This is a genomic window from Fructobacillus fructosus KCTC 3544 (assembly GCF_001438695.1).
GTDB lineage: Bacteria > Bacillota > Bacilli > Lactobacillales > Lactobacillaceae > Fructobacillus > Fructobacillus fructosus.
On sequence record NZ_JQBH01000006.1, the window covers coordinates 37,251 to 61,800 of the forward strand.

A 24,550-nucleotide genomic window follows, 5' to 3' on the forward strand; every position below is an offset into this window, starting at 1 on the left:
GGCGAATTTATAATTGAAGTGCAAGACTTTTAATCAATAAAAAAAGCCCGGTCATTAACCGGGCTTTCGATTTGGTCAACGACGATCATTCAACCGCTGTTGCATCAAGTATTGGTAACGGGAATACCAAACATCCACATATCCTTTTGAAAAAGGCCCCTTTTCATGGTCAATCCAATCGACCAAAATTTTAACGTGGGCCTTCAAGATTTGGTCTACCTCTTTAGGGTAGTGCCATTTCTTACTGTGGGTCGCGTATTCATCCGCGTCCAGCAGGTGCTTCTCGCCGTCTGGAAAGACTTTGACGTCCAAGTCATAATCAATGTACTTGAGCGCCTCTTTATCTAATGTGTAGGGAGAAGCCAGATTGCAGTAGTAGGAAACCCCGTTATCGCGAATCATCGCAATAATATTAAACCAGTACTTTTTATGAAAGTACACAATGGCCGGTTCGCGGGTCACCCAACGCCGGCCGTTATCTTCTGTCACCAAAGTATGGTCATTTAATCCAATGATGGCATTCTCACTGGTCTTTAACACCATGGTGTCACGCCATGTCCGATGCAACGAGCCGTCATGCTTGTAGCTTTTGATCGTGATGACATCCCCTTCGCGTGGCCCGCGACTCGGTTTATCAACAATCATGCTCGTCCCACTTTTCTGACAAAAAATTCCTTTTCGATTATATCATATTTTAAAAATATTTCGATTAAAGTTTATGAAAGTCGCTCCGACTCGCTAGTCAACGGTGAACCATGGATTAGGCTGATGATGCGCTAAGATTGATGAAGGCTAGTCTTCAAACGCCATGTTTTCTAACACTTCCTCGATTGTTTCACCCGAAAAACCCTTACTATATAACTTGGCTTTCACCTTGTAGTAACGTTCCTTGGCCGTACCAGTCCGCTGACGGCGCAGGACTTTTTCAGCTTCACGGCTGGCGTTGGCTCGTTCATCCTCGTCATCTTGGGATAGGTCAATCTGATGAATGGCCTGGCTGGCAATGTCAAAAGAAAAGCCCTTTTGCACGAGCGCCTGGGCGGTTTTTTGTTGCCGAATGCGGTTCGAATCCCGTTTATGACTCTTTGCTATTTTTTCCGCCATTTTAACCGCAACGGTCAACTGATCTTCCTCGGCGTAGTTGAGCAAGGCTTCTTCGATTAACGCATCCGCTACCCCAGCCCGCTTTAACTCCATGGCGATAACACGGGGCCCTTTTGGCGAAAAAAGCTGCTTTGTGTTCACGTAGGCCTTGGCATAAGTTCCGTCGTCTAAGAGCTGCTGATCGACGAGGTAGGCAATCACTTGATTAATGACCGTTTCTTTGATGTCCTTGCTCTTCAGACGTTCGGCCACCTGCTTTTTGGTTCGCAACGCTGGTGATAGATAGTTGAGCGCGACTTTTAACCCTTGATCCACTAAATCCGCCGCCTTGATACGCTCAACTTCTTCTTGGCTCAGTTCCCGCCCCTTCATCAGGCCAAACTTCGCCAAGACGTTTTCCGAAATACCAAAGGCAAAACGACCATCTAATTCGAGATTGTAACGACCGGCTCTTTTTTGAGTCGAAATTTTCGTAATTTTTGCCATGCCTTTATTGTAGCGGAGTGGGGCCAAAAGGAAAAGTCACACACTATCCGTTCATTCTAAATTGTTGCATTAAATTAGACTAATTAACAATGACTCTAATTAACCAATATCGTTCTCTAAAAATACGCTATAATACCATTATTAATCAAAATGAAGTGAGGAACTACACCATGCCCATCAATCCAGCAGTCGCTCAAGATGTCTGGAAAGATATTGGACAAAGCGTCCAATTTACTGTCTTGAAATTCAAAGATTTGCCCGCCGAAGAATTAAAGGAAGTATTTGAAGCCTTCGCTGATCGTTCTCAAGCCATCATCCGCTCGTTGCGGATTCGCGATGGTCAAAACGATGGCACCCCCTCCCAATTGAAAGTTGCCATTGGCGTTTCTAACCATGCTTGGGATATCTTGTTCCCGAACACGACGAAGCCAAAGGAATTGGAGACCTACGAGACTTTGAAAGGGCCAAACTATGAGATGCCGGCAACCGAAGGCGACCTTTTCTTCCACATTCGCGCCAACAACCAGGCAATCGTCGTCGAATGCCAAACGCAATTCATGAAGTTCTTGAAGGAATACACCGAGGTTTTGGATTCGACCCAAGGTTTCCGTTACTTCGAGGGACGGGCCATTATCGGCTTTATCGATGGAACAGAAGCACCGGCCGCTGAAGATGCCGACCGTACGCCATCATTGGTGACGAAGACCCTGATTATGAAAACGGTTCTTACGCCTTTGCACAGAAGTGGCGTCACGACATGGACTTCTGGAACAAGATGAAGACTGAACACCAAGAAAAAGCCGTTGGACGTGAGAAGTTCACCGACTTGGAATTGGAAGACGAAGACAAGTATCAAAACGCCCACAACGTGGCCTCCCAATACGATGAAAACGGCGAAGAACAAAAGATTATTCGCATGAACGTTCCCTACTCTGACCCTGCCACTGGTGTTACGGGAACCTACTTCATGGGGTATTCCCGCTACTGGCACGTGACGAAGGGCATGCTGATCAACATGCTGGACCAATCGGACTTTTTGTTGACTTTTTCAGACATTTTAACTGGTCAACTCTTCTTCATCCCATCACGCGAAACACTCGCACAAATCGCAGATGGCGAGTTTAACTAAAGTCAATTCAAACCATTCAAAAACCGTTCTCCGAAACTTACTCTGGAGAACGGCTTTTTATTTATTTTGTGAAATCAATGACCATGCGACCTTCAATTTTACCGGCCTTCATTTCATCAATGATATCGTTGACTTCCTCAAGACGGCGAGTGGCCACGATTGGCTTCACTTTACCCTCCGCCCCAAATTGAAAGGCTTCCGCCAAATCCAGTCGCGTCCCAACCAATGAACCGGCTACTTCAATCCCATCAAATACTAAGGAAGGAATCGATAGGTTCATTTCTGAATTAGGTAAGGCCACGGCGACCATCTTACCCATTGGTTTCAAGCACTGAACGGCCTGTTCAAAGGCAATTCGAGCCACGGCAGTCACAATCGAGCTTTGGGCCCCCAATCCACCAGTTACCTTCTTAATTTCGGCTACTGGATCGACCTGCTTGGAATTAATGGTAATATCAGCCCCAATTTTCTTCGCTAAGGCCAACTTATCGTCATTAATGTCCACCACAATGACTTTGGCGTTAAAAACGTTTTTAGCGTACTGAATGGCCAGGTTACCTAATCCACCTGCGCCAAAAATAACTTGCCATTCACCCGGCTGAACGCCTGAGACTTTAATGGCCTTATAAGTCGTGACACCTGCGCAAGTGATCGAGCTAGCTTCAACGGGATCTAAGCCCTCTGGCACCTTGACCGCATAGTCGGCCGTGACAATGGCCTGTTCAGCCATTCCTCCGTCAACCGTGTACCCAGCGTTCTTTACCTCACGACAAAAGGTTTCGTTTCCGGAAACACAGTACTCACAGTGCCCACATCCTTCAAAGAACCAAGCAACTGAAACCCGATCCCCCACCTTAAGCGAAGTCACATCCTGACCGATTTCCTTGACGATACCGATGCCTTCATGCCCTAAAACGGTTCCTGCCTTATTACCATAATCACCTGCTGCCACGTGTAAGTCGGTATGACAGACACCACAGTACTCCATGTCTAACAACGCTTCATTTGCCTTAATCGGACGGAGTGTCTTCTCCACAATATCGGCATAACCATCTGGGGTGTTTCGTACAACTGCTGCTTTCATAAGTTGCCTCCTGTTATATTGATTGTTTATTATTTCACATAATTATTTTACCATATCTTTCATCAAAAAAAGCTAATAAAAAAAGCAGCTCATTAAAAATTCACCATGAACTGCTCAAATAAAAAGAGTGGGTCAACTTGCTTCGACTTCATTTGAATCTCCATATCCAAAATCTTTAAAAACCCTTCACGAATCTTTCCCAATGGGTAGTTTCGCAGCGACTGCCGCGCCAACTTCACGCGGAATGGATGAACACCCAAAGTCTTACCAGCATCAGCATCTGAACCTGACAGCGAGGCGACTTGAAGAAGTAGGCGGAACTGGCCCAGTAACAAAGCGTTCAAGCGAAGGGGGGCCTCCCCGTTTTTGACCAAGTCGTGGTAGGTTTCAATCGCCGCTTGCCGCTTCCCCTTTAAAACAAGGTCAGCCAAATCAAAAGCCTGGGCCGTTGACTCTTTAATAACCAAATCATCCACCGCCTGCCTCGTAATTTTGCGACTATCAGCTGCATAGGCCAGCAATTTTGGTAACTCCTGTAAAACACGGCTGTACGAAGCTTGTGTCCGAAGTAGCAATTCCTGCTCCGCATCTGGATCAATTTGAAAAGCACGCTGAGTTAACAGTTGCTGAACGGCTTGGCGCACTTGTCGTTCATTTAGACGTTGCAAATCTAATGGTTCAGCCTGTTTTAAAATCTTTTTGGTTAATTTTTTACGTTTATCTAACTTTAAATCAGCGGCAAAAATCACGAGCAAATTACCAGGAACTGGCTGATCCAGTATAGTGGACAAGGCTTGTTCCTGCCCTTCCGATAACTTTGCTCCCCCAGCTAGAAAAGTCGGATTAGTCACCATGACCACCCGGTGGTTACCAAAAAATGGCGGTGCCGTTAAATCAGCCAGCGCATCATCAAGTCCAGCTGTTGCAAAATCATAGGAAGAAAAATTCATTTCCTGGTCTTCAACAGGGATAATCGAGGCAAACAAACGCTTGGCTTTTTCAAGTAAGGCCGGTTCATCACCAGTTACCAAATAGGAGTCCGGCAACGCTTCGTGCTCAATTTGTCCCTTTAGATTTTGTAATGTCATGACGCGATACCTCGAAATGTCCCTGATTTTTCTGATAAACATATCTTAGCATACCCTGAACCTGTGTACTGTAGACAATCATCCTTTCATGATTGGCAACATCCAAAACTTCCTGATGCGGATGCCCATAACGAGAATCACGTCCTGCTGACACGATACCGATCCTTGGTTGCCACACATCAAAAACATTTGGATCAGTTGCCGTCCTCGAACCATGGTGGCCGAACTTAACAATCTTTGGCGCTAAGAACGGATACTTATCCAGTATTTTTTGTTCACCCGAACGGTCCAAGTCCCCCGCCGTGTAAATTTCAGTTCCGCCAATTCGACCCGTCCAGGCCAACGAATCATCGTTGCCAGCCAACCCCGAGTCAAAGGGGTAGCGAATGGTAAGGGGACAGTTAGTCAATTTGGTCCTATCCGTTGCTTCTACCACTTTGGTATTTTTTAAGTAGGGCTTAATTTTTCGTTGATAAGCAGGTAATTCAGCCATTCCAGCCGGCATCACCACCCGATCGACCCGAAAGTTTTCGAGTAGTACTCTGGTATCGCCAATGTGATCTTGATCCTGGTGGGATAGTGAAATGGTATCGATGTGGGCAATGCCCCTGGCGTGCAAGTAGGGAATAATCACCGACTGAGCCAGCCCCTCCTGTTCTTTTAATTTCTTTTGCTCCAGCACCCTTGACCTCGTCTCAATCCGGTTCGCCGTTTGGTAAACGGGGTGGCTACCAAAAGTGACTTTCCCACCCGTATCAATCATCATGACAGAGCGGTGCTTCGGCTCGATCAGAACAGCAGCATCCCCCTGCCCGATATCAAAAGTCGTCCATTCTCCCTCCTTCGGCCAATGAATCCATGCATAATTTAAAATGAACAGCGCACACCAACAAAGCGAGAAAAAGCTTTTCAGTTGCCATTTAACTCGAAAGAAAAGCCAAGGAAGAATAAAAAGAAATAATAGCACCGGCCAGGAAAAAGCGCCTATCACTACATAACCTGGTAGTTGCCCGAACCAGTAAACGAAACGGTCAAACAGGTTAATGACCACATTGGTCGATTCCTTTACCACGGACAGCCAGGCACCGAAATAACCGATTAGCGTCGCGGGTAACACAATGACAGAAAAAAGTGGTACGACGAGAATATTCGCCATCGTTTGCCAGATATTCCAAGCAAATTGTTGGGCTAATATAATGGGAAAACTAACAGCCGATAAAAAGAACCCACGCAGCCAATAGTTGTACCGTGCTGTCAAGATAATTGCCAGCGTTAGTGCAAACGAGAGCTGCCCACCAAGTGTTAACAATATCTGTGGATAAAATACTAAACTAGCTAAAAGCGACCAAGACCAAATCGTGACAGGATGCCACTGGCAGGAAAAGTTTCGGTTCACAATCCGCAGTTCGCCAGCCACAAGGGCTCGGAAAAGGACTGCTAAACTACCTGTAAAAAAGTAAAACATGACCAATAAAACGGCCAATAAGCCATCGGCAACTTCCCGGGTGATTCGTAACCGCCGCGCAAGCTGTCGAAATTGTTTAGCTAAAAAAGAAACATGCAAACCCGATAGTGCGAAAAGATGAATGAGTCCAAGTTCCGCGATTTTGGGATTGTTTTCGTACAGCATCGTTCCTTTCATCCCTAATAAAAGAGCCCCTGCATAATCCCCCAAAGGGTTAGGAAGTTGATTGGCCCAACGTCCAGCGGTTGCGTGTAATCGATGGCTGAAAAAGAAAAAAGCCTGCAAAGGATTTTGAGCATGAGCCCTTGCCAACGTCACCGACTGAAAAGTAGTCTGCTGGGTAACCCGCTGCGTCTTCCAAAATTGATGAAAGTCAAATTGGTAGTCATTTGTTGCCCCCAAAATTGGCACTTGTTTAACTGGCCCGCTCATCTTTGTGGGAAAGCTAATTGACGTAAAACGGTCCACGTCTTCTTGGTTCTTTGCTTGATAAGCAAGTAGAAAACGTTGTCCCCGCTCATCTTGGCCCTGGCCCCGTACAAAACCATGTTCACTGACTTGTAATTGATCTGGAAAAACGAGTAACTCAACGTTTTTTTGCTGGGCTATTTGTCCTTCTTCCATACTTAACGAACGGTAACCAATCAAACTATAGCCAATCAAAATAAGAGCTAACAAAAACAGGAGGCAGATGCGTCGAAAGTCCCTCAAAGTCAGGACAGATAATGAAAAGATGACGGCTAAAACAATCGTGACAGCATTCGGTCGGTAGAGCACAGTCACCCAACTGGCACCAACAACCGCCAATAAAAAATGAAAGCGAACGCGAATCATAAGGCCACTTCTTCCTTCAACTGCTCGAACCGTTTCGGCCCAATGCCCGAAACCGTTTTCAATTCATCGACAGATTGAAAGGGATGTTCCTCCCGATAGGAAATAATTTCTTCTGCTTTTTTGGGACCAACACCAGACAATTGCTCTAATTCTGATTGGCTAGCATGGTTTAAACTCACACGCGAACTAGCCGACGCAGTCTTTGATTTTTTACCACCCTTTCCAGTTTCTTTACCTGGCAAGGAACCAGCGTTGGTGATAGCCGGATCATGTTCTTCATGTTCCTTTGCAATATAGATGACCATTCCGTCTTCGAGCGGTTGCGCTAGATTAACCCGCTGCTGACTATTTGGCGACTGAAAGCCACCTGCTTTTTGAACAGCATCTGCTAAGCGGGCACCAGCTTCTACTTGATAAAGTCCGGGATGTTGAACCGCCCCCTTCACATCAACCTTAATCGCTGTTTTGACAGCCTGATCTGAACGCTTGGCAGCTGGTTGGCCGACCGCCTTCGTGGCACTGGAGGCCGTCTTTCCGCCCGCAGTCACCGGTTCAGCAGGAAGGTTTGATTGTTTTGGATGTAGAAAAAAGATGCCCATAAGCAATAGAAATAGGCCAAGCAGGGCTGACCCTACCCAGTAGCGATAACGCTTGCATATTTGCCAAATGGCGGACCACTCAAATCGATTCATTCTTGGTCACCTCCTTTAGCAAATATCACGAAAAAACACAGAAAAAAACCTCCGAAAATTCGGAGGTTTTTATGCTTCAAAATGATTCTGTAACGCTTTGACAACAACGGGTGGAACAAAATCCGCCAATCGGTTTGATGATAGTTTGGAGATTTCTTTCACCATCGATGATGAGATGTTTTGGTTTTCAGGTTTGGCAAAGAGTAGGACGGTTTCAACGTCGTCAAGAACCGAATTAACACCCGCAATGTCCCGCTCGTATTCAAAGTCTTTACAATTTCTCAAACCACGAATGATAAACTTGGCACCAATGGTGGCCATGTAGTCGACTGTTAAACCATCAATTTGGCCAACCGATACGTTTGGAATGTGGGAAACCGCAGCTTTCACTAAGGCTAGCCGTTCGTCCGGTCGAAAAAGTCCTTGCTTATTCGTATTTTTCCCCACGGCAACGACGACTTCATCAAATAAATCCGCCGCACGCGCAATAATGTCCAAGTGTCCGTTTGTCAGCGGATCAAACGATCCAGGAAAAACCGCCTTTTTCATGTTTTACTTTCTCCTCACTTATCATAACGATAAAGGGACACACGGGTGATGCCGTAGTCCTTTTGCTTGATTAAATCAAGCCGTTCGTCTGCCTCAGGTAAATCGGCCACTTGATCTGATTCAACCATCACAATCGCCCCATCCTGCAGCAATCCCAAAGTAATCATCTTCTCAATATCTTGCTTCAACTTTTCTTTTGCGTAAGGTGGGTCGAGTAAGACCAATTGAAAAGTCACGCCTTGGTTAGCCAACCGTGTTAACGCAGTATTGGCCGGTGACTTTATCACCGTGAACGCTTGTTCTTCGTGCGTTTTTGCAATGTTTTTTTGAATAACGGCTAGGGCAGCCGCCTGCTTATCAACCAAGAAGGCGTGGTCCATCCCACGAGAAATGGCTTCAATCGCCAAGCCACCTGTTCCGGCATAAAGATCTAAAGCCTCACCACCATCAAGGTATGGCAACAGCATTGAAAAAATCGCCTCTTTGACTTTGTCAGTAGTCGGACGGGTTGCCCGTCCCTTCACCGCTTCAAGGTGTAAGCCGCCAAATTTGCCAGCAATGACTCGCATTTACTCTTCCTCCGTCTTTGCTTGTTCATCAGACGGCGTTTGATTGCTTACTTCCTTGTCATAAGCTTCAAAAAAAACATCGTCGTGCTGATCATCTAAGTCTGGATTGATATCAGGACGGGCTGAGGGCTTAACCGTTTTAACAAAGCGGTACTTCTTCAGCTTATCTACTAATTCATCGACTTGATCTTCATTCACATACAAAGACACGTAGTTCATTTTGTTCGAAATATAGGCGATATCACCAAATTTTTTTAGTTGATTCACCTGTTTCAGGCCACGCATGTATACGTATAAGGCCCTTCGTTCCTGCATATCAAACATTAGTGCTTTAATTCCCTTCGTGCAGCATCATCTTGTGGATTAGGTCGAGCTAACTGTTTTTCTTGGGCGGCAATGTTTAGGGCATAACCAACGGCTGCCGAAAAGAAAACGTAGGAAGAACCCCCACCTGAGATAAACGGAAAAACAACGCCGGTAATCGGCAGTAAGCCTAGTACCCCGCCCAAGTTAACAAAGGATTGCATAATCAAAAGGGCAGCTAGGCCATACAAAAAGAGGCGGTTGTACTGAACTTTTTGTTTAATGCCAATAATGACTAACCGGCCAATCAAAATCATCATAAGACCTAGAACAACGGCAACTAGAAGGGCCCCGAGTTCCTCCGCGGCCACCGCCATGATAAAGTCGGTATTCGACTCAGGCAAGTATGGCTTAATCAATGAGTTCCCCAGGCCAACTCCAAACAAGCCACCGTGTGAAATCGCGTAATAAGAGTACAACAGTTGGCGACTTTGGTCCATGTTATACCACGGATCAACGAAGTTAGATAGTCGGCGAATGGCGTAAGAAGACGATTCCTTCAAATCAAAGAAGGCGATAATATTTGGCAAAAAAGCCAAAATCATGAAAAAAATAACGAGCAAAATCAAGTTAGCTTTCGGCTTAACCCCTGATGCCAAAATCATCAGGGTTAGCACAGCTAGGGTGATGAAAAAGTTTCCCATATCCGGCATCGCTAGCGTAATGACCAAAAGCAATCCTGGAAAGATTAACTTCAGCCAACGACCCTTTTGCAGCCATAACCGAATAAAACCCAAAAGACCCTTACCAGGCTGCCATGGATAGGCCGATAGCCACTGAGAAAAGTATAGAATTAAGATAATCTTTGCTAATTCAACGGGCTGCAAAGTCACAGGCCCCAAGTTAATCCAGCCGTGGGCACCGTTAACAGCTGGCGCTAATCGAGCAAGAATCAATAAAATTGTCGTAATCACCAGCAAGCTATTTAAAAGTGAAGATGATCGAAGCACCTGTCGGTTGATTTTAAACGTAAAGAAAGCCGCTGACCAACCAACAACCACAAAAATCGCCTGCTTGGCAAAGGACATAATTGGCGCTAAGTAGGCATTCTGCGTTGCTGAAAAGACCATGACAATTCCAATTAAGGAAAGAACAGCGTATGGAACGGCAATCCAATAATCTAAGCGTTGTAACTTCTTAAACATCACTTCCCCACAATATCATCAACAGCCGAACGATCAAGATTTTTGGCAAGAGCAACAATCAATTCACGGGCAGCGTCAAAGTCCGGAATCGACCATACAGTTTCGTGGGTGTGAATATAACGAGAAGCAACGCCTAAGGCAACTGCTGGCAACCCTTGGCCATACTTTTGAACTGCTCCAGCATCGGTTCCACCCTTTGAAACAAAGTATTGATAAGGAATTTGATTATCTTCGGCCGTCTGCAAAATAAATTCCTTTAAGCGTGGCGACGTGACCACAGTTGGATCAAAGACACGAATCAGTGTTCCTTGGTCCAGAATGCCTTGCCGACCAACCGTTTGGTCAACATCGTTAGCGGCCGACGAATCAACAGCAAAGAAGACATCTGGCTTGAACTGTTGAACGGCGGGGAGCGCACCACGCAAACCGACCTCTTCCTGCGCATTAGCCCCCATAATCAGGGTGTTCGGTGTTTGCACACCTTGTAAATCTGTCAATGCTGATAAAATAGCCGAGACACCGAAACGATTATCGTAGGATTTGGACAGTCCACGGTTAGGGTTGGCCATCCGTACTGTCTTACTCTCCGGAACGATAAAGTCACCCGGACGAACGCCCATTGATTCCGCCTGTTCCTTTGACTCAAAACCAGCATCAAAAAGAATATCATCAATGCTTAAGGCAGCTGCTCCGCCCTTGCCACGCAAAAGATGTGGGGAAACGGAGGAAGACACCACCGGGTATTGACCATTTTTAGTAAAAAGTGTGAATCGGTGGGCAGGCACTGTCACTGGGTTCCAGCCACCAAGTGAAACAACTTGGAGGGCTCCCGTTGGCAAGATACCTGCCACCATGAAGCCAACTTCATCAAAATGAGCGGCGAACATGACACGTGGATCATCTTCTCGGCCGACTTTGGTACCAAAAAGGCCACCCAAGTCGTTTTGCTCAACATGGTCAACCAACGGCGTTAGGTCGTCACGAAACGCCCGACGAACGGCCTCCTCTTGTCCGGACGTTCCCTGTAGCTCCGTGTACTTCACGATTCTTTGCCATGTTTCTTGATTCATAACTTGCGCCCCCCTAAAATGTTGTAATACCTTATTATAGCCCAGCAAGTGACCGACTGGAAAGGAGATTTCCCAACCTTTTACTATTGAAGGAAGAAAATGAGGGGACAGAGACTTTTCTAGTCAAAATGACTATGCAACAATCGGTCGAAGAGATAAAACACAAACAATCAACATATTTTCGTTTTATCGTTCGCTTTTAAAGTGTATTTTTCTCATTTTATTCAAGACATCTTCCGTCATTACTGTTAAACTATTCAAGTAGTTAATTAACATAAAGAGGAGTTTTACATGTCACGGATTGCATCTTACTTCCAGTTCAAACAACTGGGCACATCCCTTAAGACGGAAAGCATTGCTGGTTTAACCACCTTTGTTGCGATGTCTTACATTCTTTTTCTTAACCCAAACGTTCTTGCCGCCGCTGGAATGGATAAGGGAGCGGTCTTTACCGCCACTGCCATCTCTGCTGCTGTGGCAACCCTATTCATGGGAATTGTGGCCAAGTACCCCATTGCCATCGCACCAGGTCTTGGCGTGAACGCCTACTTTGCGTACTCCGTTGTTATCGGTATGGGCGTCTCTTGGCAAACGGCCATGGCGGGCATTTTAGTCGCTGCCTTGATTTTTTTGGTTCTAACACTCACACACATCCGTGAAAAAATCATTGATGCCATTCCATATAACCTGCGAATCGCCATTGCGGCCGGAATTGGCCTTTTCATCGCCTTTATCGGTCTTCACAACGCTGGCCTGATTGTTGCTAACGCCGATACCATGGTTGCCATGGGTAATTTAACAAAGGGCAGCACGTTACTGGCCATCTTCGGGATTGCCATCACGTTGATTTTAATTATTAAAAAAGTCCCCGCCGCCATCTTCTTCGGAATGGTGGTAACGGCAATTGTCGGCATTGTTTTTGGCGAAATTGCACTGCCAAAGTCCGTCATTGCCTCTGCCCCATCCTTGGAACCAACCTTTGGTCAGGCCTGGTCACACCTCGGTAACATCAACACCTTTGGGATGCTAATTGTGGCATTGACCTTCTTGATTGTCGTCTTCTTCGATACGGCGGGAACCCTAATTGGTCTGACTGAACAGGCAGGCCTCTTGAATAAAGAAGGTAAAATGCCACGTGCCGGTAAAGCCTTGATGGCCGATGCCGTCGGAATGACCGTTGGTGCAACTTTGGGTACTTCTCCAACGTCCGCCTTTGTCGAATCATCTTCTGGAATCGCCGTTGGTGGTCGTTCAGGATTTTCTTCTGTAGTGACTGGTCTTCTCTTCATTTTTGCATTGTTCTTCTCGCCGTTACTGTCCGTCGTGACTTCACAAGTCACCGCCCCTGCATTGATTGTGGTCGGCATTATGATGGCTGGTAATTTGAAGAAAATTCAATGGGAGGATATGTCAATTGCCGCTCCTTCCTTCTTAGTGGTGATTGGGATGCCATTGACCTACTCAATTTCAGACGGTATCGCTCTCGGTTTCATCGCATACCCCATCACGATGATTGCGGCTAAACGAGCAAAAGAAGTCAATATTTTGATGTATACGCTCGCCATCATCTTCGTTGCCTTCCTCTTCTACACCCATAGCTAACTCAAAAACGCTCCACAATGATGATTGTGGAGCGTTTTTTTAACGCCTAAAATAAACTTTTTCATTGTCAATTTCTAACCAGAAACTACGTCCCTTTTTATCGATTTCACCATAATAAACGCGATCATCTAAGTATATTTTCAATTGATCTTGCTTCAATTCGTAGCTACCGTTAGTCCAGCTATCTGAACCATTCAAATTACCAATCACGTCATCACCATGAATCGTCAACGTATCATTACTCACCAAAGCATTGGGAGCTACTTGAACATGGTAAGAACCAGAAAGACGGGTAAAATTAAAGGTCAATAGAAAAGTGGCCGAAAGAACAAAAAGATTAAAGAGTAAAACCCAAAGTAACTGGTAGTTTTTCATCCTTGTATAGGTTTTTTTTAACACTTTTTTCCCTCAGCAATAAATAACGCGGTTTGACGACATTTATGACAATACTGTGACAGCACTATGATAAAAATAATACAGGAAGTTACGAATACAAACAAGTTCGAACTGACCAAAAAACAAAGTCAATAAAAAAAGAAGGCGATGCCTTCTTTTTTATTGACCCATACCACGGGTCGCCCCTCGTAATTCACGCGCATTTGCTAGCGCTGCTTCTGAAATTTCGTCTCCAGAGAGCATCATGGCAATTGCCCGATCCCGGTCCTCAGTTTGCAAGTTATTCACTTCCGTGACGGTTCGTTCACCATCCGAACGTTTCTCAATCAAGAAATGGTGATCAGCAGCGGCAGCCACTTGTGGCAAATGGGTGATCGCCAGCACCTGTGTATTTTTTGAAATCGCCCGCATTTTTTGAGCAATGGCTGACCCAACCCGTCCAGAAACCCCCGTGTCAATTTCATCAAAGACAACAGTGGATAGTCCTTGCTGCGCAATGAAGACGGTTTTTAAAGCCAACATCAATCGAGAAGCCTCACCACCTGAAGCTGCCTTTTCTAAAGGCTTAACACCCTCTCCCTTGTTGGTTTGCACGTTAAAGCTGACCCGATCAGTGCCATTTGGAAGAAAGCCATTGACCGGTTCAAAGTGAACTTCAAAGAAGGCCTCCTTCATTAATAAGTCGGCTAATTCCTGATTAACCGCTTTTTCGAGTTCTTTGGCCACCCGTTGTCGATCATCTCGCAGCCGATCTCCTGCCTCTTGAATTTGTTTGTTCATAGCAGCCTTTTCAGCCGTTAACTGATCAATGTCCATCGACCCGCCATCCAATGTCGCAAGATCCTGATTGACTTTTTGTTGAAAAGCTAAAATTTCGTCAACTGTATCCCCATACTTACGTTTTAGTTGGTGGATGACCTGCAAACGATCATCAATTTGTACCAAAGCCCCTTCATCAAACGAGAGATTGGCAACGGATTCATCCAGTTCACGCCCGGCATCTTGGGCAGCATAGTAGGCTTCAGATAGTGATTGTGCTAAATTCTCGTAACCTGTATCAAAAGAAGCCGCACGGGTGAGGGCTTGGTTTGCTGCCGCCAAAAGATCAATTGCGCCCCCTTCAATGCCTGGATTTAATGCCTGCTGTGCTTCGTCAAGCGAATCCGCTATTTTCTTGTAATTCGACAACTTGCTGCGCTCTTCCAAAAGCTGTTCTTCTTCACCGCTTTTTAAATCGGCGGCTTTTAATTCTTCTGCTTGAAAAGTCAGTAGGTCAACCCTCTGATTGAGGTCATGTGCTTGCTCCGTCACTTGCTTTAAACGCAGTGCTAACTGCCGATACTGAGCAAAAAGATGCTCGTAATCCGCTTTATCTCGTTTCATCTGTTCATCAGCAAAGTCGTCCAACAGCGTTAAATGCGAATCTGGATTTAACAAGAGTGACGTGTCGTGTTGTCCTTGGATTTCAACCAAACGGGCGCCCAATCCAGCCAAAGTCTTTAGGGGCACGATGACCCCGTTAATTCGCGATACAGACCGCCCCCTCTGGTTAAATTCACGGTAAATGACCACTTGATTGTCTGAAACATCAATCCCCGCATCCAAAAAGGCCTGTTTCAATGCTTCCTGTCGTTGCGCTGGCTTGAGATCAAGAGAAAACACGGCCTGCAGGACAGCTTTTTCAGCCCCTTTTCGAATCATTTCCGTACTAGCCCGACCGCCCGTTAACATCGCCAGGGCATCGATGATAATCGATTTACCGGCACCAGTTTCTCCAGTCAAAACCGTTAAACGGTCATCAAAGGACAGTTCAACCTGATCAATAATGGCAAAATTTTCAATGACAAGTCGTTCGAGCATCCCCAGCCTCCAATCATTATGTACTCGCCTTTTTCAGGCGATTGCTGTCAGCCCTCTTGGTCTAACTGACCATGGGCTTCCTCAATTATTTTGTCAATCTTGACTGATTCAGCGATTGAAGCATCATCACTGCGTTCCAACCAAGCCAAAAACTCAATGTTGCCTTGTCCACCCTTGATTGGCGAATAAGTCAAACCCTTCACTGTGAAGCCGTTTTCGACCATCATTGGCAGGGTTTTCTCGAGTACTTTTCGATGAACAGTTGGATCCTTAATAATCCCGTGTTTACCAACAAACTCACGACCTGCTTCAAACTGAGGCTTTATCAAAGCCGCCACTTCGCCACCCTTGGCCAAAATGTCTTTCAAAGTTGGCAAAATAAGGGCAAGTGAAATAAAGGAAACGTCAATGGTTGCACGAGTCGGCTGTCCCTCCATGAAGTCAGCCAGTTTTGCATAGCGAAAATTGGTGTTTTCCATCACCGTCACCCGCTCGTCAATTCGCAGCTTCCATGCTAGTTGGTTCGTCCCCACATCCAGCGCATAGACGTGCTTCGCACCGTTTTGCAAGGAAACATCGGTGAACCCACCCGTTGAGGAACCAATGTCTAAGACAATTTGATTCGTCATGTCCATACCAAAGGTTTCAATGGCTTTGACCAGTTTATAACCACCACGAGACACAAACGGAAGCGGTTGCCCCTTAAAGTGGAGTTCCGTTGTCACAGGAATCTTTTGTCCAGCTTTATCCAACCGCTCTTCGTTTTCACCAAGAATCTGACCAGCCATCACGGCCCTTTTGGCCTGTTCACGGGAAGTAAAAAGCCCCTGCTGAACCAATAAAATGTCGACACGTTCTTTTGCAACTGCCATCGCTATGCTCCAATTAAATCAATCAGGTCCGTCAATAAGGCGGAATCAAAATGCTGATCGTACTCCGCCAAGTCAGCTAACGCCGTCTTCGCTTGTTCCCGTAAGTTAGCGGCCAACGTCTGGGAATCAGCAAAACCATATAGGTGGACAAGGGAGGCCACGCCCTCCTTTTCGTCCTGCTCATAATCATCAATATCGTCTGCAATTTGGAAAAGCAGTCCCAGGTTTTGCGCATAACGCGCCACCAACAAAAGAGATTTCTCATCCAAAGACAGGTAATGACCGCCGATTAACGCAGCCGCCATGATGAGATCCGCCGTTTTCATCTGATAGACTTTCATTAAAACGGCAGCCTCATCCAAGCGGTCGGAAACATGGTGATTGCGCATGTCTAAGACCTGCCCATAAACCATGCCAAAGGCGCCAGAACGATTGGCCAAAGTCGAGACCATCTTCACCTGCTGTTCTGCTGGAACGGCCGTAAGCGAACTCAAAATGGCGTAGGCGTTCGCCTGCAAGGCGTCACCCACGAGCACGGCTAAGGCTGGTCCAAACTTCGCATGAACGGACAACTGTCCCCGACGGTAGGCATCGTTATCCATTTCGGGCAAATCATCGTGGACCAAAGAATAAGCATGCACCCATTCAATCGCCGAAGCCGCTTTAATGGCTTCAGCATCAATGCTTTCCCCAAAAGAATCCATCACTGCCAAAGCTAGGAGGGGTCGTAAGCGTTTCCCAGGGGTGAGCAGTGCGTATTGTAAAGCCGCTTCGTAGGTCGAATCCTTTTCATAATTTGAAATGAGTTCGGTCCTTGGTTCGGTAACTTCTTTTACAAGGGCTGCCTGAACCATTGGCTTATATTGCTTGATAAAATCCTTAAACCTAGTCATTGTTCGTCAATTCCAAGTTGGTCATGGAACCGTCATCTTGCATGACTTTCGCAAGGGTCTTTTCAGCTTCTGCCAGAGTCTTTTGCAAATCCTTGGCCAAAGTCACACCGGTCTTAAAGTCAGCTAGGGCCGTTTCCAAAGGTCGGTTCCCCTGTTCCAAAGCGGTCACAATTTGATCAAGTTGCTTCAATTTTTCTTCAAATGATGCTTGTTCAGTCATGTTCTTCTCCTAAAATTTCCGCCTGTCGCTGCCCATCTGAAAAGGTCAGCGACACATGTTGCCCCGTTGCCAGGTCGTTTTTAGACTTCACAACCCGGCCCTCTGGATCTTTTACAATACTATAACCGGAGGACAAAATTTTTAATGGTGAAACCAAATCAAGTTTAGCTGCCGCCAGCGACAGTCGCTCTTTGTATGGGCGCAAGAGCTGACTTTGCTGGTTGGCCAGTCGTTCGGTCAGGGCCTGCTTTTGGTACTTGGCTTGGTCCGTCTTTCTTGAGAAAGCTTGGACTAATCGCTTCTCTAACGAGTCCACCTCTTGTTGATAAGCGGCATAAAGTCGGTCAGGCTGTTTCATGATTGGCCGGTCAATGACGTACTTTAAATCCTGCTGCTTTTGTTGGATAAGTTTTTGCCCGGCGAGATTGAGTCGGGAAGAAAGTTCCAACACTCGGTCGATTAAATTTTGCTTTGTAATTGGCGTTGCCAATTCAGCTGCAGCAGTCGGCGTGGCCGCCCGTTGGTCAGCCACCAAATCCACTAAGGTGTTGTCGGTTTCATGCCCTACTGAGGCAATGATTGGGGTTTTTAAGGCAGCAACCTTACGAACCAAGGCTTCATCGTTAAAGGCCCAAAGGTCTTCAATCGAACCGCCACCACGTCCAATGATTGCTGTGTCGAACCCAAGTTGGTCGACCCGATCAAGCTGTTTTAAAAGAGAAGGTACCGCACCATCCCCTTGAACAACAGCTGGTAACAGCACCACTTGGGCTTGTGGTAACCGGCGTTCAACCGTTTTAGCCACATCCTCCACAACCGCCCCAGTCGGCGAGGTAATGACGGCGATTCGCTTAGGCAAAGGTGGGATGGCCCGTTTTGGTGCCGTAAAGAGACCTTCTTTAGCCAATTTATCTTTCAACTGTTGTAATGCTAAGAAAAGATCACCGACTCCGGCAGGGGTCATCTGTTCTAAAATAATGGAATAGGAACCAGCGGGTTCGTAGATTTGAACACGTCCAACCGCCTGTATCTTCATGCCTTCTTCCGGTTCAAATTTCAAACGAGAAGCGTAGGAAAACATGGCAGCCCGAATAACAGCCTTTCCCTCCGGATCCTTGATGGAAAAATACAGGTGACGGGAGCGCCGATTTCCAAGGTTGGAAATTTCACCAGTCAAGTAAACCTTTCCCAAGTGAGGATCTCGGTCAAATTTGGCACTCAAATATTTTGTTAAGGCCGACACGGTAACGTATTGTGATTCTTCCACGAAAGCCCCCTCCTCTGCACGAATGAATTCCCTTTCATTATATCAGAAAGTTTGACAGCCTGACTTTTGGACAATAAAAAAGGACGAACCGTGGTTCGCCCTTAGTTTGGCATGCCGAATTCGCTTCGACGGGCGGTTTGATTCAGTCACGAACCAAACAAGTCTTGCGTCACCCTAGCTTGCGCTAGTAGTCATGGTGAGAAATGGAAGTTCCACAACAACCAAAACACCTGCACCAAATCCGTGGCTTGGAATTTAATCCTAGCAGGCCGCGTGAGCGTCCTAAAAGACGCGTTCGACTCATCGCATATCTCTATTATGCCAGTAATGTTTGAAAAAAGCAAGCCTGGTGGTCCTGTCTCATGCACCCGAGCTGACAACGTTCATCCGGTAATAAACCTTCGCCATTTTATCCCGACCAAACAGTGGTTGCTTTCTGTTTTCGTTCTCCCTATAATAGCGCTATGCTAATCATTACAAAAATCCAAACCAAAGAATTAAAAGCCATCGGTCCAGCCGAAGTGACAGACTGGGAAGATTTGGCCATCCCAAAAAACGACTTTGTTGATAAAAAGACGCTGATTACAGCAGTCGTTGAGGCCTATGATTTAGGCAAACTGCAGACCCTTTCACACATATCATCCCCGTCCGTTTTGAAGGCAACGGTGGAAAAAGATGGCCAAACCTACCATTTATCCGCCAAAATCAATCAGGAATAGGCAGCATTAATCACCATTTTTAGAGGGATAGTTGCTTTGTTCCCCCCTCCAAATGTTACCAATACCAAAATGAAAAGAACCCCTCATCATACTGATTCATCAGTTCTTATGAGGGGTTCTTTTTCTTGATATTGTTTACTTAGTTTGATTTATCCACTGAAATCAATACTATTCTGCCGATTTTTCTTCTTTTTCAGTCGTCTCTGCCGCCTCTTCTGCTTCCTGCAAAGCCACTTTCTGATTTTCACGAATTTCATCGAGAAGTTCAGCAAAACGTTGGGCCGCTTTGGCAAAAACTGAATCAGAATCGTCTAAGAAGGCCGATAGTGAAGCCAGTTTTTCAATTTTCAAAGCAGATTTGGAAACGTTGGCATTGTCAACAATCAGGTAAACGTTCAATTCATATGCCTGATCGACGTAAACCAGTTTCTTTTCCTGGTTTTTGTAACGAAGTGGTAAATTGATGACGTTTAATTCCAGTGACAAAGTCGTGCCACCCTGCTCAATTCCCCCATCAATGTCCAATGCGGCCCGTGCCGGTTCTTCATTTTCGGCTAGTTGCAAAAAGGCAGAAAAGAGTGCATCTAAATCAACATCCTTTTCTTTAGAATTCTCAAGCACCGTGTCCTTGTATGACTGATTTTCAACTAGATCAACTATATTTTCACCTGATAGTTCCATGACGTCTCCTTTGCTTAACAAAAGAAGTATAGCATAGGCAGAAAGGTCAACAAAAGCAAAAACCGTCCTTTTCAACAAAGGACGGTTTTTCATTGCTTAAACTAGTGGTAAGCGTCGTTGCAAGGTGTAGGCAATGGAAGGGAAAACATAAACAAAATCGTTTAATTCTTCCTTTGTCAACGCCATTTGCACGTATGGAACAATTGTGTTGATTGTTTCCTCAGCAGCGTTTGCCTTTTCAGCAGCACCAACTAGTTTTTGGCTCTTCTTATCAAAAATTAAGGCAAGCTGTGCACCCTGCTCGTTTTCAATCTGACGATACCAGTCCCCATCGTAGGAAGCTTCGACCACTTCATATTGATCAGGATTGGCCTTGGCCTCATCCAAATGAACACCCACCTGGGCAATCCGTGGTGAGGTAAAGACAATTTCAGAAATGGCTGGGTAGGCAATTGGCCCTTCATTGGTTCCCATAAACTTAGCAGCCAGGTAACGAGATTCAAAAGCGGCTGTCGGTGTCAACTTCGGAATGGTCTTATCGATGGCATCCCCGGCAGCGTAAATATTTTCGACGTTTGTTTGCAGGTACTCATTAACCTCAATGCCCCGGGGGTTGGCTTTGACCCCTGCTGCTTCGAGGTTCAGCTGATCATGATTTGGAATTCGTCCCGTTGCATCTAGGACATAATCAGTCGTTAACTGGAATTCCTTGGGTCCATACAAAGTCAATGAACCGTTTTCTTCCTCTTCAGCTCGTTCAATTTCCATGTCTGGAATAAACCGAACACCAGCTTTTTTCAAGTCAGCCTGGACAGAAGCCACGTATTCGGCTGGGAACTGCTTCAAGAGGCGGTTGCCACGAGTAATCACATCGACTTTGGCACCAACCGCAGAAGCAATCGTTGCAAACTCGATTGCGACAAAACCACCACCCAAAATAGTGACATGTTCAGGCATATGTGGCAGTGACAAGAAATCCGTCGAGTTAGCGAAGTTTTCAGAACCAGGGATGTTCAAGCGGTGGGGCCGCAAACCGGTGGCAATGACAATCTTGTCGGCCGTGTACGTTTTCTCACCAACCTTCACTGTGTGAGCATCAACGAATTCTGCGTGACCATTAATGGTGGTGATTCCAGCATTATCCAAGCGGTCCTTACCATGCTGGTCTTGGGGCACGATAAGTTCGTGCTTGTGAGCCATCAGGTCTTCCCAATTTACTTTAGGAACACCATCAAGGCCGCGACCTTGCAGTGCTTTGATTTGGTCAATCAACTGCAAGGGTTTGTCCAAAATAATTTTGGCATTGCAACCCTTATTCGAGCAAACCCCGCCGTATTGTGACTCTTCAATGACGCCAATTTTCACACCAGTCTTAGCAAGCGGAACGGCCCCGTTCCATGTTGCTTGACCAGATCCAATATACAGTACGGAAAAATCCATCCAAAACTCCTTTCGAATTCGTGATCATAACAATCCTAGCTTAGCGTGCTTGAATCTCTGATTCAACCAAGTACTTATGGTTCATGACCATGTTACCACCCGTTGTTGGTTGGTAATTAACAGCGTATGCTGGTCCGTCTTCCACCTTAGTAATGGTAGCCTTAGCACCCTTCATATTTGGCATGTGATCACTTTCAAGTGTTACCTTGTCACCCTTCTTGTGGTCCTTCATGTCTTTAAAGTCGTCCTTGGTCAACCACTTATGTCCTGTCACTTTCTGACCGCCATTTGTTGGTTGGTAAGTGACTTCATAGACCTTCGTATCGTAAACAGCCGCAACCGTACCTTGTGCGCCCTTCATACCGGACATATGGGTGGCTTCAAGCGTGATAGCTGTGCCAACTGGATACTTAGGATTTTCGGCTGCCTTTAAGTTGGTTGGCAAGCTCTCATCCATTTTCATTCCAGACATATCGGACATCGATGATGACATGTCCATTGACGATGACATGTTCATTTTCTTGTCAGAAGACATCGACATCCCGCTCATGGAACCATTATTTTTACTATTGGACTGGTGATTCCCCACCACGATAGCGGTCGCAACACCAGCAACAATCACGACAATAGCAGCAATTAACGCAAGGGTTTTCTTAGACATATTCGACTCCTTTTATCATATTGGTCTAGTTGTAATTATATTACCAAGAATCATTATAACACAGAAAGCCAGCCATTTTTAAACCATAATAAAAAAGAAAGGAAGAATCCCTTCCTTTCTTTTTTAGCTAGCAGTTTCTACTTTTTCTTATGTGGCATACGCTTCCAAAAGTCTGCCTTATTTTCCTGACGTGAACGCGCAATGCCCATTGCATGCTTTGGAACATCATTAGTGATGGTTGAACCCGCAGCCGTAATTGCCTCGTCTTCAATGGTCACGGGCGCAATGATCTTCGTATTGGAACCGATAAAAGCACGATCCCCGACTTTACTATTGAACTTATGCACACCGTCATAATTAACAAAAATTGTACCAGCACCCACATTAACATCTTCGCCAAGAGTGGCGTTCCCAACGTATGAAAGGTGCCCCACTTTTGATTGTTTCCCAATGGTTGCTTTTTTCACTTCGACAAAGTTACCTAGGTGGGCACCGTCTTCAATCACTGCCAAAGGACGTAAATGGGCGTAGGGGCCGATGGTGGTTTCGTTCTTTACGACCGCTTCTTCCAAGTGAGATGAGGTAATCACGTTGCCATCCCCAATGGAGGAGTCTGCAATCACCGTGCCGTTCGTCAGGTGGTTATCACGTCCGATAACGGTCTGCCCGGTCAACGTCACGTTGCCTTCGATGACCGTATCCTGACCAATTTTAACATCGGCCTCGATGTAGGTCTGGGTAGGGGCCAATAATTCCACCCCATTACGCATGTGCTTTTCATTGATGCGTGCTCGCATAATTTCATTGGCCTTTGCTAAAGCCACGCGGTCGTTTACCCCAAGCGACTCTGAAAAGTCCATGGTTTCATAGGCACCGATAGGCTGCCCGCTTTCACGAAGAATGTCGAGCGTATCCGGCAGGTAATATTCTCCCTGGGCGTTATCGTTACCGACTTTGGCAAGGGCCTGAAAGAGCAATTGGTTATCAAAAACGTAAACACCAGTATTGATTTCTTGAATTCGACGTTCCGTGATGGAAGCATCCTTTTCTTCAACAATCTTCAAGACCATGCCATCATCGTCGCGAACAATCCGACCATAACCCGTTGGATCATCGGCATGAGCCGTTAATACCGTCACGGCTGCCTTCGTTCGATCATGTTCCTCAAGCAAAGCATCAAGCGTCTTGGTCGTAAAGAGTGGGGTATCACCAGACAAAATCAACGTTGATCCCGCTGAGTCGCCAAGTGCCTTTTTCGTTTGCAAGACAGCATGGCCAGTCCCCAATTGCTTTTCCTGAATGACAAAGTCGGAACGGCCAACAAGGTGTTCTTGCACTCGTTCAGCGCCGACACCAGTGACCGTCAAAATTTTTTCAGGCGACAGTGGTTCAACGGCTGAAATCACCCAATCCACCATTGCTCGGCCAGCTACCTGGTGCAGCACTTTTGGCAGGTTCGACTTCATTCGCGAGCCGTTTCCTGCTGCTAAAATGACAACGTTTGTTCCTTTCATAATCAATCCTTCTTTTGATAAATTCGCTTCTGAAAGTTGCCTGGCGCAACCTTAATAGCCCCCGTCGCATCGGGACTTGTTTCAACATGGAGTAATGAGGTGAAGTCTTCGATTAGACGGACATTCGAACGACCTTCAGCAAAAACAGCCGTTCCCACAACATGTCCACCGAATTCACGAACCAGCGTCTGCATTCCCTGAATGGTGCCGCCAGCTTTCATAAAGTCATCAACAATGAGTACCTTAGCACCCGACCGCAGGGACCGCTTCGACAAAGCCATTTTCTCAACACGCTTGGAGGAACCAGTTAGATAATTAACTGAAATCATGGAACCTTCCGTTACCTTGGCATCATCACGAACAATGACAAACGGAACGTTTAATTCGCTCGCGACTGCCTGAGCCAACGGAATCCCCTTTGTCGCCGCCGTCATAACCGCGTCAATTTCTTGGCCGGCGTATTGGGTAGTGAGCAAGCGACCCGTTTGGCGAAGAATATCGGGACGCCCAAGCAGATCAGAAAGGTAAACATAGCCTCCAGGGAGCACACGTGATTCGTCTGACACCGCTTCGCAAACGGCATTGACAAAGTCCACGGCCTCCACTTCACCCATTAACGGTGTGTAAAAGACACCGCCTGCAGCACCAGGATAGGTTTTTAAATCGCCAGTCCCGCGCGTTTTAAAAACACGCCGAACAATCGCCAAATCTTCTGAAATTGATGACTTGGCGGTTTCATAACGTTCTGAAAAGAAGTTCAAGGAAACGAGTTCCCTTGGATGCTCTAGTAAGTAATGGGTCATATCGACCAAACGGTCGGCTCGTCGTGTCTTCATATTGCCATGTC

The 24,550-nt window shown here is 46.1% G+C and carries 24 protein-coding genes and 1 pseudogene; 3 read left to right on the plus strand and 22 right to left on the minus strand.

Features of this window, described 5'->3' with window-relative positions; translation table 11 throughout:
* Positions 1-75: 75 nt before the first annotated feature.
* Positions 76-645, minus strand: a complete 570-nt coding sequence (ntdP, locus tag IV71_RS03545; protein ID WP_010017830.1) for a nucleoside tri-diphosphate phosphatase — start codon at positions 643-645, stop codon at positions 76-78.
* A 147-nt stretch (positions 646-792) separates the two neighbouring features.
* Positions 793-1,590: a recombination regulator RecX gene (recX, locus tag IV71_RS03550; protein WP_010017829.1), complete on the minus strand. Its 798-nt coding sequence runs from the start codon at positions 1,588-1,590 to the stop codon at positions 793-795.
* 170 nt (positions 1,591-1,760) lie between these two features.
* On the opposite strand from recX, the pseudogene IV71_RS03555 reads away from it, so the two are divergent.
* Positions 1,761-2,719 (plus strand): annotated as a pseudogene (locus tag IV71_RS03555) (Dyp-type peroxidase).
* A 61-nt stretch (positions 2,720-2,780) separates the two neighbouring features.
* Here IV71_RS03555 and adhP read toward each other — a convergent pair.
* The 9 genes from adhP to pepA all read right to left on the minus strand — a co-directional run bounded on the left by adhP (position 2,781) and on the right by pepA (position 11,578).
* Positions 2,781-3,803, minus strand: coding sequence for an alcohol dehydrogenase AdhP (adhP, locus tag IV71_RS03560; RefSeq protein ID WP_010017828.1), 1,023 nt, complete (start codon positions 3,801-3,803; stop codon positions 2,781-2,783).
* Between the two features lie 92 nt (positions 3,804-3,895).
* Complete coding sequence (gene holA, locus IV71_RS03565; protein ID WP_010017827.1) at positions 3,896-4,891, minus strand: DNA polymerase III subunit delta; 996 nt, start codon at positions 4,889-4,891, stop codon at positions 3,896-3,898.
* Positions 4,860-7,190, minus strand: coding sequence for a DNA internalization-related competence protein ComEC/Rec2 (locus IV71_RS03570; RefSeq protein WP_056995015.1), 2,331 nt, complete (start codon positions 7,188-7,190; stop codon positions 4,860-4,862). The genes holA and IV71_RS03570 overlap by 32 nt, the downstream gene beginning before the upstream one ends.
* Positions 7,187-7,882, minus strand: coding sequence for a helix-hairpin-helix domain-containing protein (locus tag IV71_RS03575; protein WP_010017826.1), 696 nt, complete (start codon positions 7,880-7,882; stop codon positions 7,187-7,189). The genes IV71_RS03570 and IV71_RS03575 overlap by 4 nt, the downstream gene beginning before the upstream one ends.
* Before the next feature lie 69 nt (positions 7,883-7,951).
* Positions 7,952-8,431 (minus strand): pantetheine-phosphate adenylyltransferase, encoded by a 480-nt coding sequence (gene coaD, locus IV71_RS03580; protein ID WP_010017825.1) that lies wholly within the window; start codon positions 8,429-8,431, stop codon positions 7,952-7,954.
* A 14-nt stretch (positions 8,432-8,445) separates the two neighbouring features.
* Complete coding sequence (rsmD, locus tag IV71_RS03585) at positions 8,446-9,000, minus strand: 16S rRNA (guanine(966)-N(2))-methyltransferase RsmD (protein WP_010017824.1); 555 nt, start codon at positions 8,998-9,000, stop codon at positions 8,446-8,448.
* Positions 9,001-9,324 carry a YlbG family protein gene (locus tag IV71_RS03590; protein WP_010017821.1) on the minus strand — a complete coding sequence of 108 codons (324 nt, stop codon included), beginning with the start codon at positions 9,322-9,324 and terminating at the stop codon, positions 9,001-9,003. It lies immediately after the preceding gene.
* Positions 9,324-10,508, minus strand: coding sequence for an FtsW/RodA/SpoVE family cell cycle protein (locus IV71_RS03595; RefSeq protein ID WP_010017819.1), 1,185 nt, complete (start codon positions 10,506-10,508; stop codon positions 9,324-9,326). Before IV71_RS03595 ends, IV71_RS03590 begins: the two co-directional genes overlap by 1 nt.
* The gene (gene pepA, locus IV71_RS03600; RefSeq protein ID WP_010017817.1) at positions 10,508-11,578 is read right to left on the minus strand and encodes a glutamyl aminopeptidase; all 1,071 of its coding nucleotides are present in this window, start codon (positions 11,576-11,578) and stop codon (positions 10,508-10,510) included. The genes IV71_RS03595 and pepA overlap by 1 nt, the downstream gene beginning before the upstream one ends.
* A 291-nt stretch (positions 11,579-11,869) precedes the next feature.
* Here pepA and IV71_RS03605 point away from each other — a divergent pair, with 291 nt between their 5' ends.
* The gene (locus IV71_RS03605; RefSeq protein WP_010017816.1) at positions 11,870-13,180 is read left to right on the plus strand and encodes an NCS2 family permease; all 1,311 of its coding nucleotides are present in this window, start codon (positions 11,870-11,872) and stop codon (positions 13,178-13,180) included.
* Positions 13,181-13,219: 39 nt separating this feature from the next.
* On the opposite strand, the gene IV71_RS03610 is transcribed toward IV71_RS03605, so the two are convergent.
* The 6 genes from IV71_RS03610 to xseA all read right to left on the minus strand — a co-directional run bounded on the left by IV71_RS03610 (position 13,220) and on the right by xseA (position 18,688).
* On the minus strand, positions 13,220-13,579 hold the full coding sequence (locus tag IV71_RS03610) for a hypothetical protein (protein ID WP_141559901.1): 360 nt from the start codon (positions 13,577-13,579) through the stop codon (positions 13,220-13,222).
* A gap of 156 nt (positions 13,580-13,735) precedes the next feature.
* Positions 13,736-15,436, minus strand: a complete 1,701-nt coding sequence (gene recN / locus IV71_RS03615) for a DNA repair protein RecN (protein ID WP_010017814.1) — start codon at positions 15,434-15,436, stop codon at positions 13,736-13,738.
* Positions 15,437-15,483: 47 nt separating this feature from the next.
* Positions 15,484-16,308 (minus strand): TlyA family RNA methyltransferase, encoded by an 825-nt coding sequence (locus tag IV71_RS03620; protein ID WP_010017813.1) that lies wholly within the window; start codon positions 16,306-16,308, stop codon positions 15,484-15,486.
* 2 nt (positions 16,309-16,310) lie between these two features.
* Positions 16,311-17,201 carry a polyprenyl synthetase family protein gene (locus IV71_RS03625; RefSeq protein ID WP_010017812.1) on the minus strand — a complete coding sequence of 297 codons (891 nt, stop codon included), beginning with the start codon at positions 17,199-17,201 and terminating at the stop codon, positions 16,311-16,313.
* On the minus strand, positions 17,194-17,421 hold the full coding sequence (locus tag IV71_RS03630; protein WP_010017810.1) for an exodeoxyribonuclease VII small subunit: 228 nt from the start codon (positions 17,419-17,421) through the stop codon (positions 17,194-17,196). The genes IV71_RS03625 and IV71_RS03630 overlap by 8 nt, the downstream gene beginning before the upstream one ends.
* Positions 17,414-18,688, minus strand: a complete 1,275-nt coding sequence (gene xseA, locus IV71_RS03635) for an exodeoxyribonuclease VII large subunit (RefSeq protein WP_010017809.1) — start codon at positions 18,686-18,688, stop codon at positions 17,414-17,416. The genes IV71_RS03630 and xseA overlap by 8 nt, the downstream gene beginning before the upstream one ends.
* A gap of 464 nt (positions 18,689-19,152) precedes the next feature.
* On the opposite strand from xseA, the gene IV71_RS03640 reads away from it, so the two are divergent.
* Positions 19,153-19,407 (plus strand): hypothetical protein, encoded by a 255-nt coding sequence (locus IV71_RS03640; RefSeq protein WP_010017808.1) that lies wholly within the window; start codon positions 19,153-19,155, stop codon positions 19,405-19,407.
* Between the two features lie 168 nt (positions 19,408-19,575).
* Here IV71_RS03640 and IV71_RS03645 read toward each other — a convergent pair whose 3' ends face one another.
* From IV71_RS03645 to purR, 5 genes are all read right to left on the minus strand, one after another.
* A complete protein-coding gene (locus IV71_RS03645; protein ID WP_010017807.1) occupies positions 19,576-20,088 on the minus strand; it encodes a hypothetical protein in 513 nt (170 codons plus the stop codon).
* 96 nt (positions 20,089-20,184) lie between these two features.
* The gene (locus tag IV71_RS03650) at positions 20,185-21,528 is read right to left on the minus strand and encodes a dihydrolipoyl dehydrogenase family protein (protein WP_010017805.1); all 1,344 of its coding nucleotides are present in this window, start codon (positions 21,526-21,528) and stop codon (positions 20,185-20,187) included.
* A 40-nt stretch (positions 21,529-21,568) separates the two neighbouring features.
* Positions 21,569-22,189 (minus strand): YdhK family protein, encoded by a 621-nt coding sequence (locus tag IV71_RS03655; RefSeq protein ID WP_010017802.1) that lies wholly within the window; start codon positions 22,187-22,189, stop codon positions 21,569-21,571.
* A 137-nt stretch (positions 22,190-22,326) separates the two neighbouring features.
* Positions 22,327-23,703 (minus strand): bifunctional UDP-N-acetylglucosamine diphosphorylase/glucosamine-1-phosphate N-acetyltransferase GlmU, encoded by a 1,377-nt coding sequence (gene glmU / locus IV71_RS03660; RefSeq protein ID WP_010017801.1) that lies wholly within the window; start codon positions 23,701-23,703, stop codon positions 22,327-22,329.
* 2 nt (positions 23,704-23,705) lie between these two features.
* Positions 23,706-24,539: a pur operon repressor gene (gene purR, locus IV71_RS03665; RefSeq protein ID WP_010017800.1), complete on the minus strand. Its 834-nt coding sequence runs from the start codon at positions 24,537-24,539 to the stop codon at positions 23,706-23,708.
* Between the last annotated feature and the right edge of the window lie 11 nt (positions 24,540-24,550).

Excerpts from the sequence above, each read along its gene's own strand:
- ntdP (WP_010017830.1), bottom strand. The coding sequence starts at position 645 with ATGATTGTTGATAAACCGAGTCGCGGGCCACGCGAAGGGGATGTCATC.
- recX (WP_010017829.1), bottom strand. The coding sequence starts at position 1,590 with ATGGCAAAAATTACGAAAATTTCGACTCAAAAAAGAGCCGGTCGTTAC.
- adhP (WP_010017828.1), bottom strand. The coding sequence starts at position 3,803 with ATGAAAGCAGCAGTTGTACGAAACACCCCAGATGGTTATGCCGATATT.
- holA (WP_010017827.1), bottom strand. The coding sequence starts at position 4,891 with ATGACATTACAAAATCTAAAGGGACAAATTGAGCACGAAGCGTTGCCG.
- IV71_RS03570 (WP_056995015.1), bottom strand. The coding sequence starts at position 7,190 with ATGATTCGCGTTCGCTTTCATTTTTTATTGGCGGTTGTTGGTGCCAGT.
- IV71_RS03575 (WP_010017826.1), bottom strand. The coding sequence starts at position 7,882 with ATGAATCGATTTGAGTGGTCCGCCATTTGGCAAATATGCAAGCGTTAT.
- coaD (WP_010017825.1), bottom strand. The coding sequence starts at position 8,431 with ATGAAAAAGGCGGTTTTTCCTGGATCGTTTGATCCGCTGACAAACGGA.
- rsmD (WP_010017824.1), bottom strand. The coding sequence starts at position 9,000 with ATGCGAGTCATTGCTGGCAAATTTGGCGGCTTACACCTTGAAGCGGTG.
- IV71_RS03590 (WP_010017821.1), bottom strand. The coding sequence starts at position 9,324 with ATGTTTGATATGCAGGAACGAAGGGCCTTATACGTATACATGCGTGGC.
- IV71_RS03595 (WP_010017819.1), bottom strand. The coding sequence starts at position 10,508 with ATGTTTAAGAAGTTACAACGCTTAGATTATTGGATTGCCGTTCCATAC.
- pepA (WP_010017817.1), bottom strand. The coding sequence starts at position 11,578 with ATGAATCAAGAAACATGGCAAAGAATCGTGAAGTACACGGAGCTACAG.
- IV71_RS03605 (WP_010017816.1), top strand. The coding sequence starts at position 11,870 with ATGTCACGGATTGCATCTTACTTCCAGTTCAAACAACTGGGCACATCC.
- recN (WP_010017814.1), bottom strand. The coding sequence starts at position 15,436 with ATGCTCGAACGACTTGTCATTGAAAATTTTGCCATTATTGATCAGGTT.
- IV71_RS03620 (WP_010017813.1), bottom strand. The coding sequence starts at position 16,308 with ATGGCAGTTGCAAAAGAACGTGTCGACATTTTATTGGTTCAGCAGGGG.
- IV71_RS03625 (WP_010017812.1), bottom strand. The coding sequence starts at position 17,201 with ATGACTAGGTTTAAGGATTTTATCAAGCAATATAAGCCAATGGTTCAG.
- IV71_RS03630 (WP_010017810.1), bottom strand. The coding sequence starts at position 17,421 with ATGACTGAACAAGCATCATTTGAAGAAAAATTGAAGCAACTTGATCAA.
- IV71_RS03640 (WP_010017808.1), top strand. The coding sequence starts at position 19,153 with ATGCTAATCATTACAAAAATCCAAACCAAAGAATTAAAAGCCATCGGT.
- IV71_RS03645 (WP_010017807.1), bottom strand. The coding sequence starts at position 20,088 with ATGGAACTATCAGGTGAAAATATAGTTGATCTAGTTGAAAATCAGTCA.
- IV71_RS03650 (WP_010017805.1), bottom strand. The coding sequence starts at position 21,528 with ATGGATTTTTCCGTACTGTATATTGGATCTGGTCAAGCAACATGGAAC.
- IV71_RS03655 (WP_010017802.1), bottom strand. The coding sequence starts at position 22,189 with ATGTCTAAGAAAACCCTTGCGTTAATTGCTGCTATTGTCGTGATTGTT.
- glmU (WP_010017801.1), bottom strand. The coding sequence starts at position 23,703 with ATGAAAGGAACAAACGTTGTCATTTTAGCAGCAGGAAACGGCTCGCGA.
- purR (WP_010017800.1), bottom strand. The coding sequence starts at position 24,539 with ATGAAGACACGACGAGCCGACCGTTTGGTCGATATGACCCATTACTTA.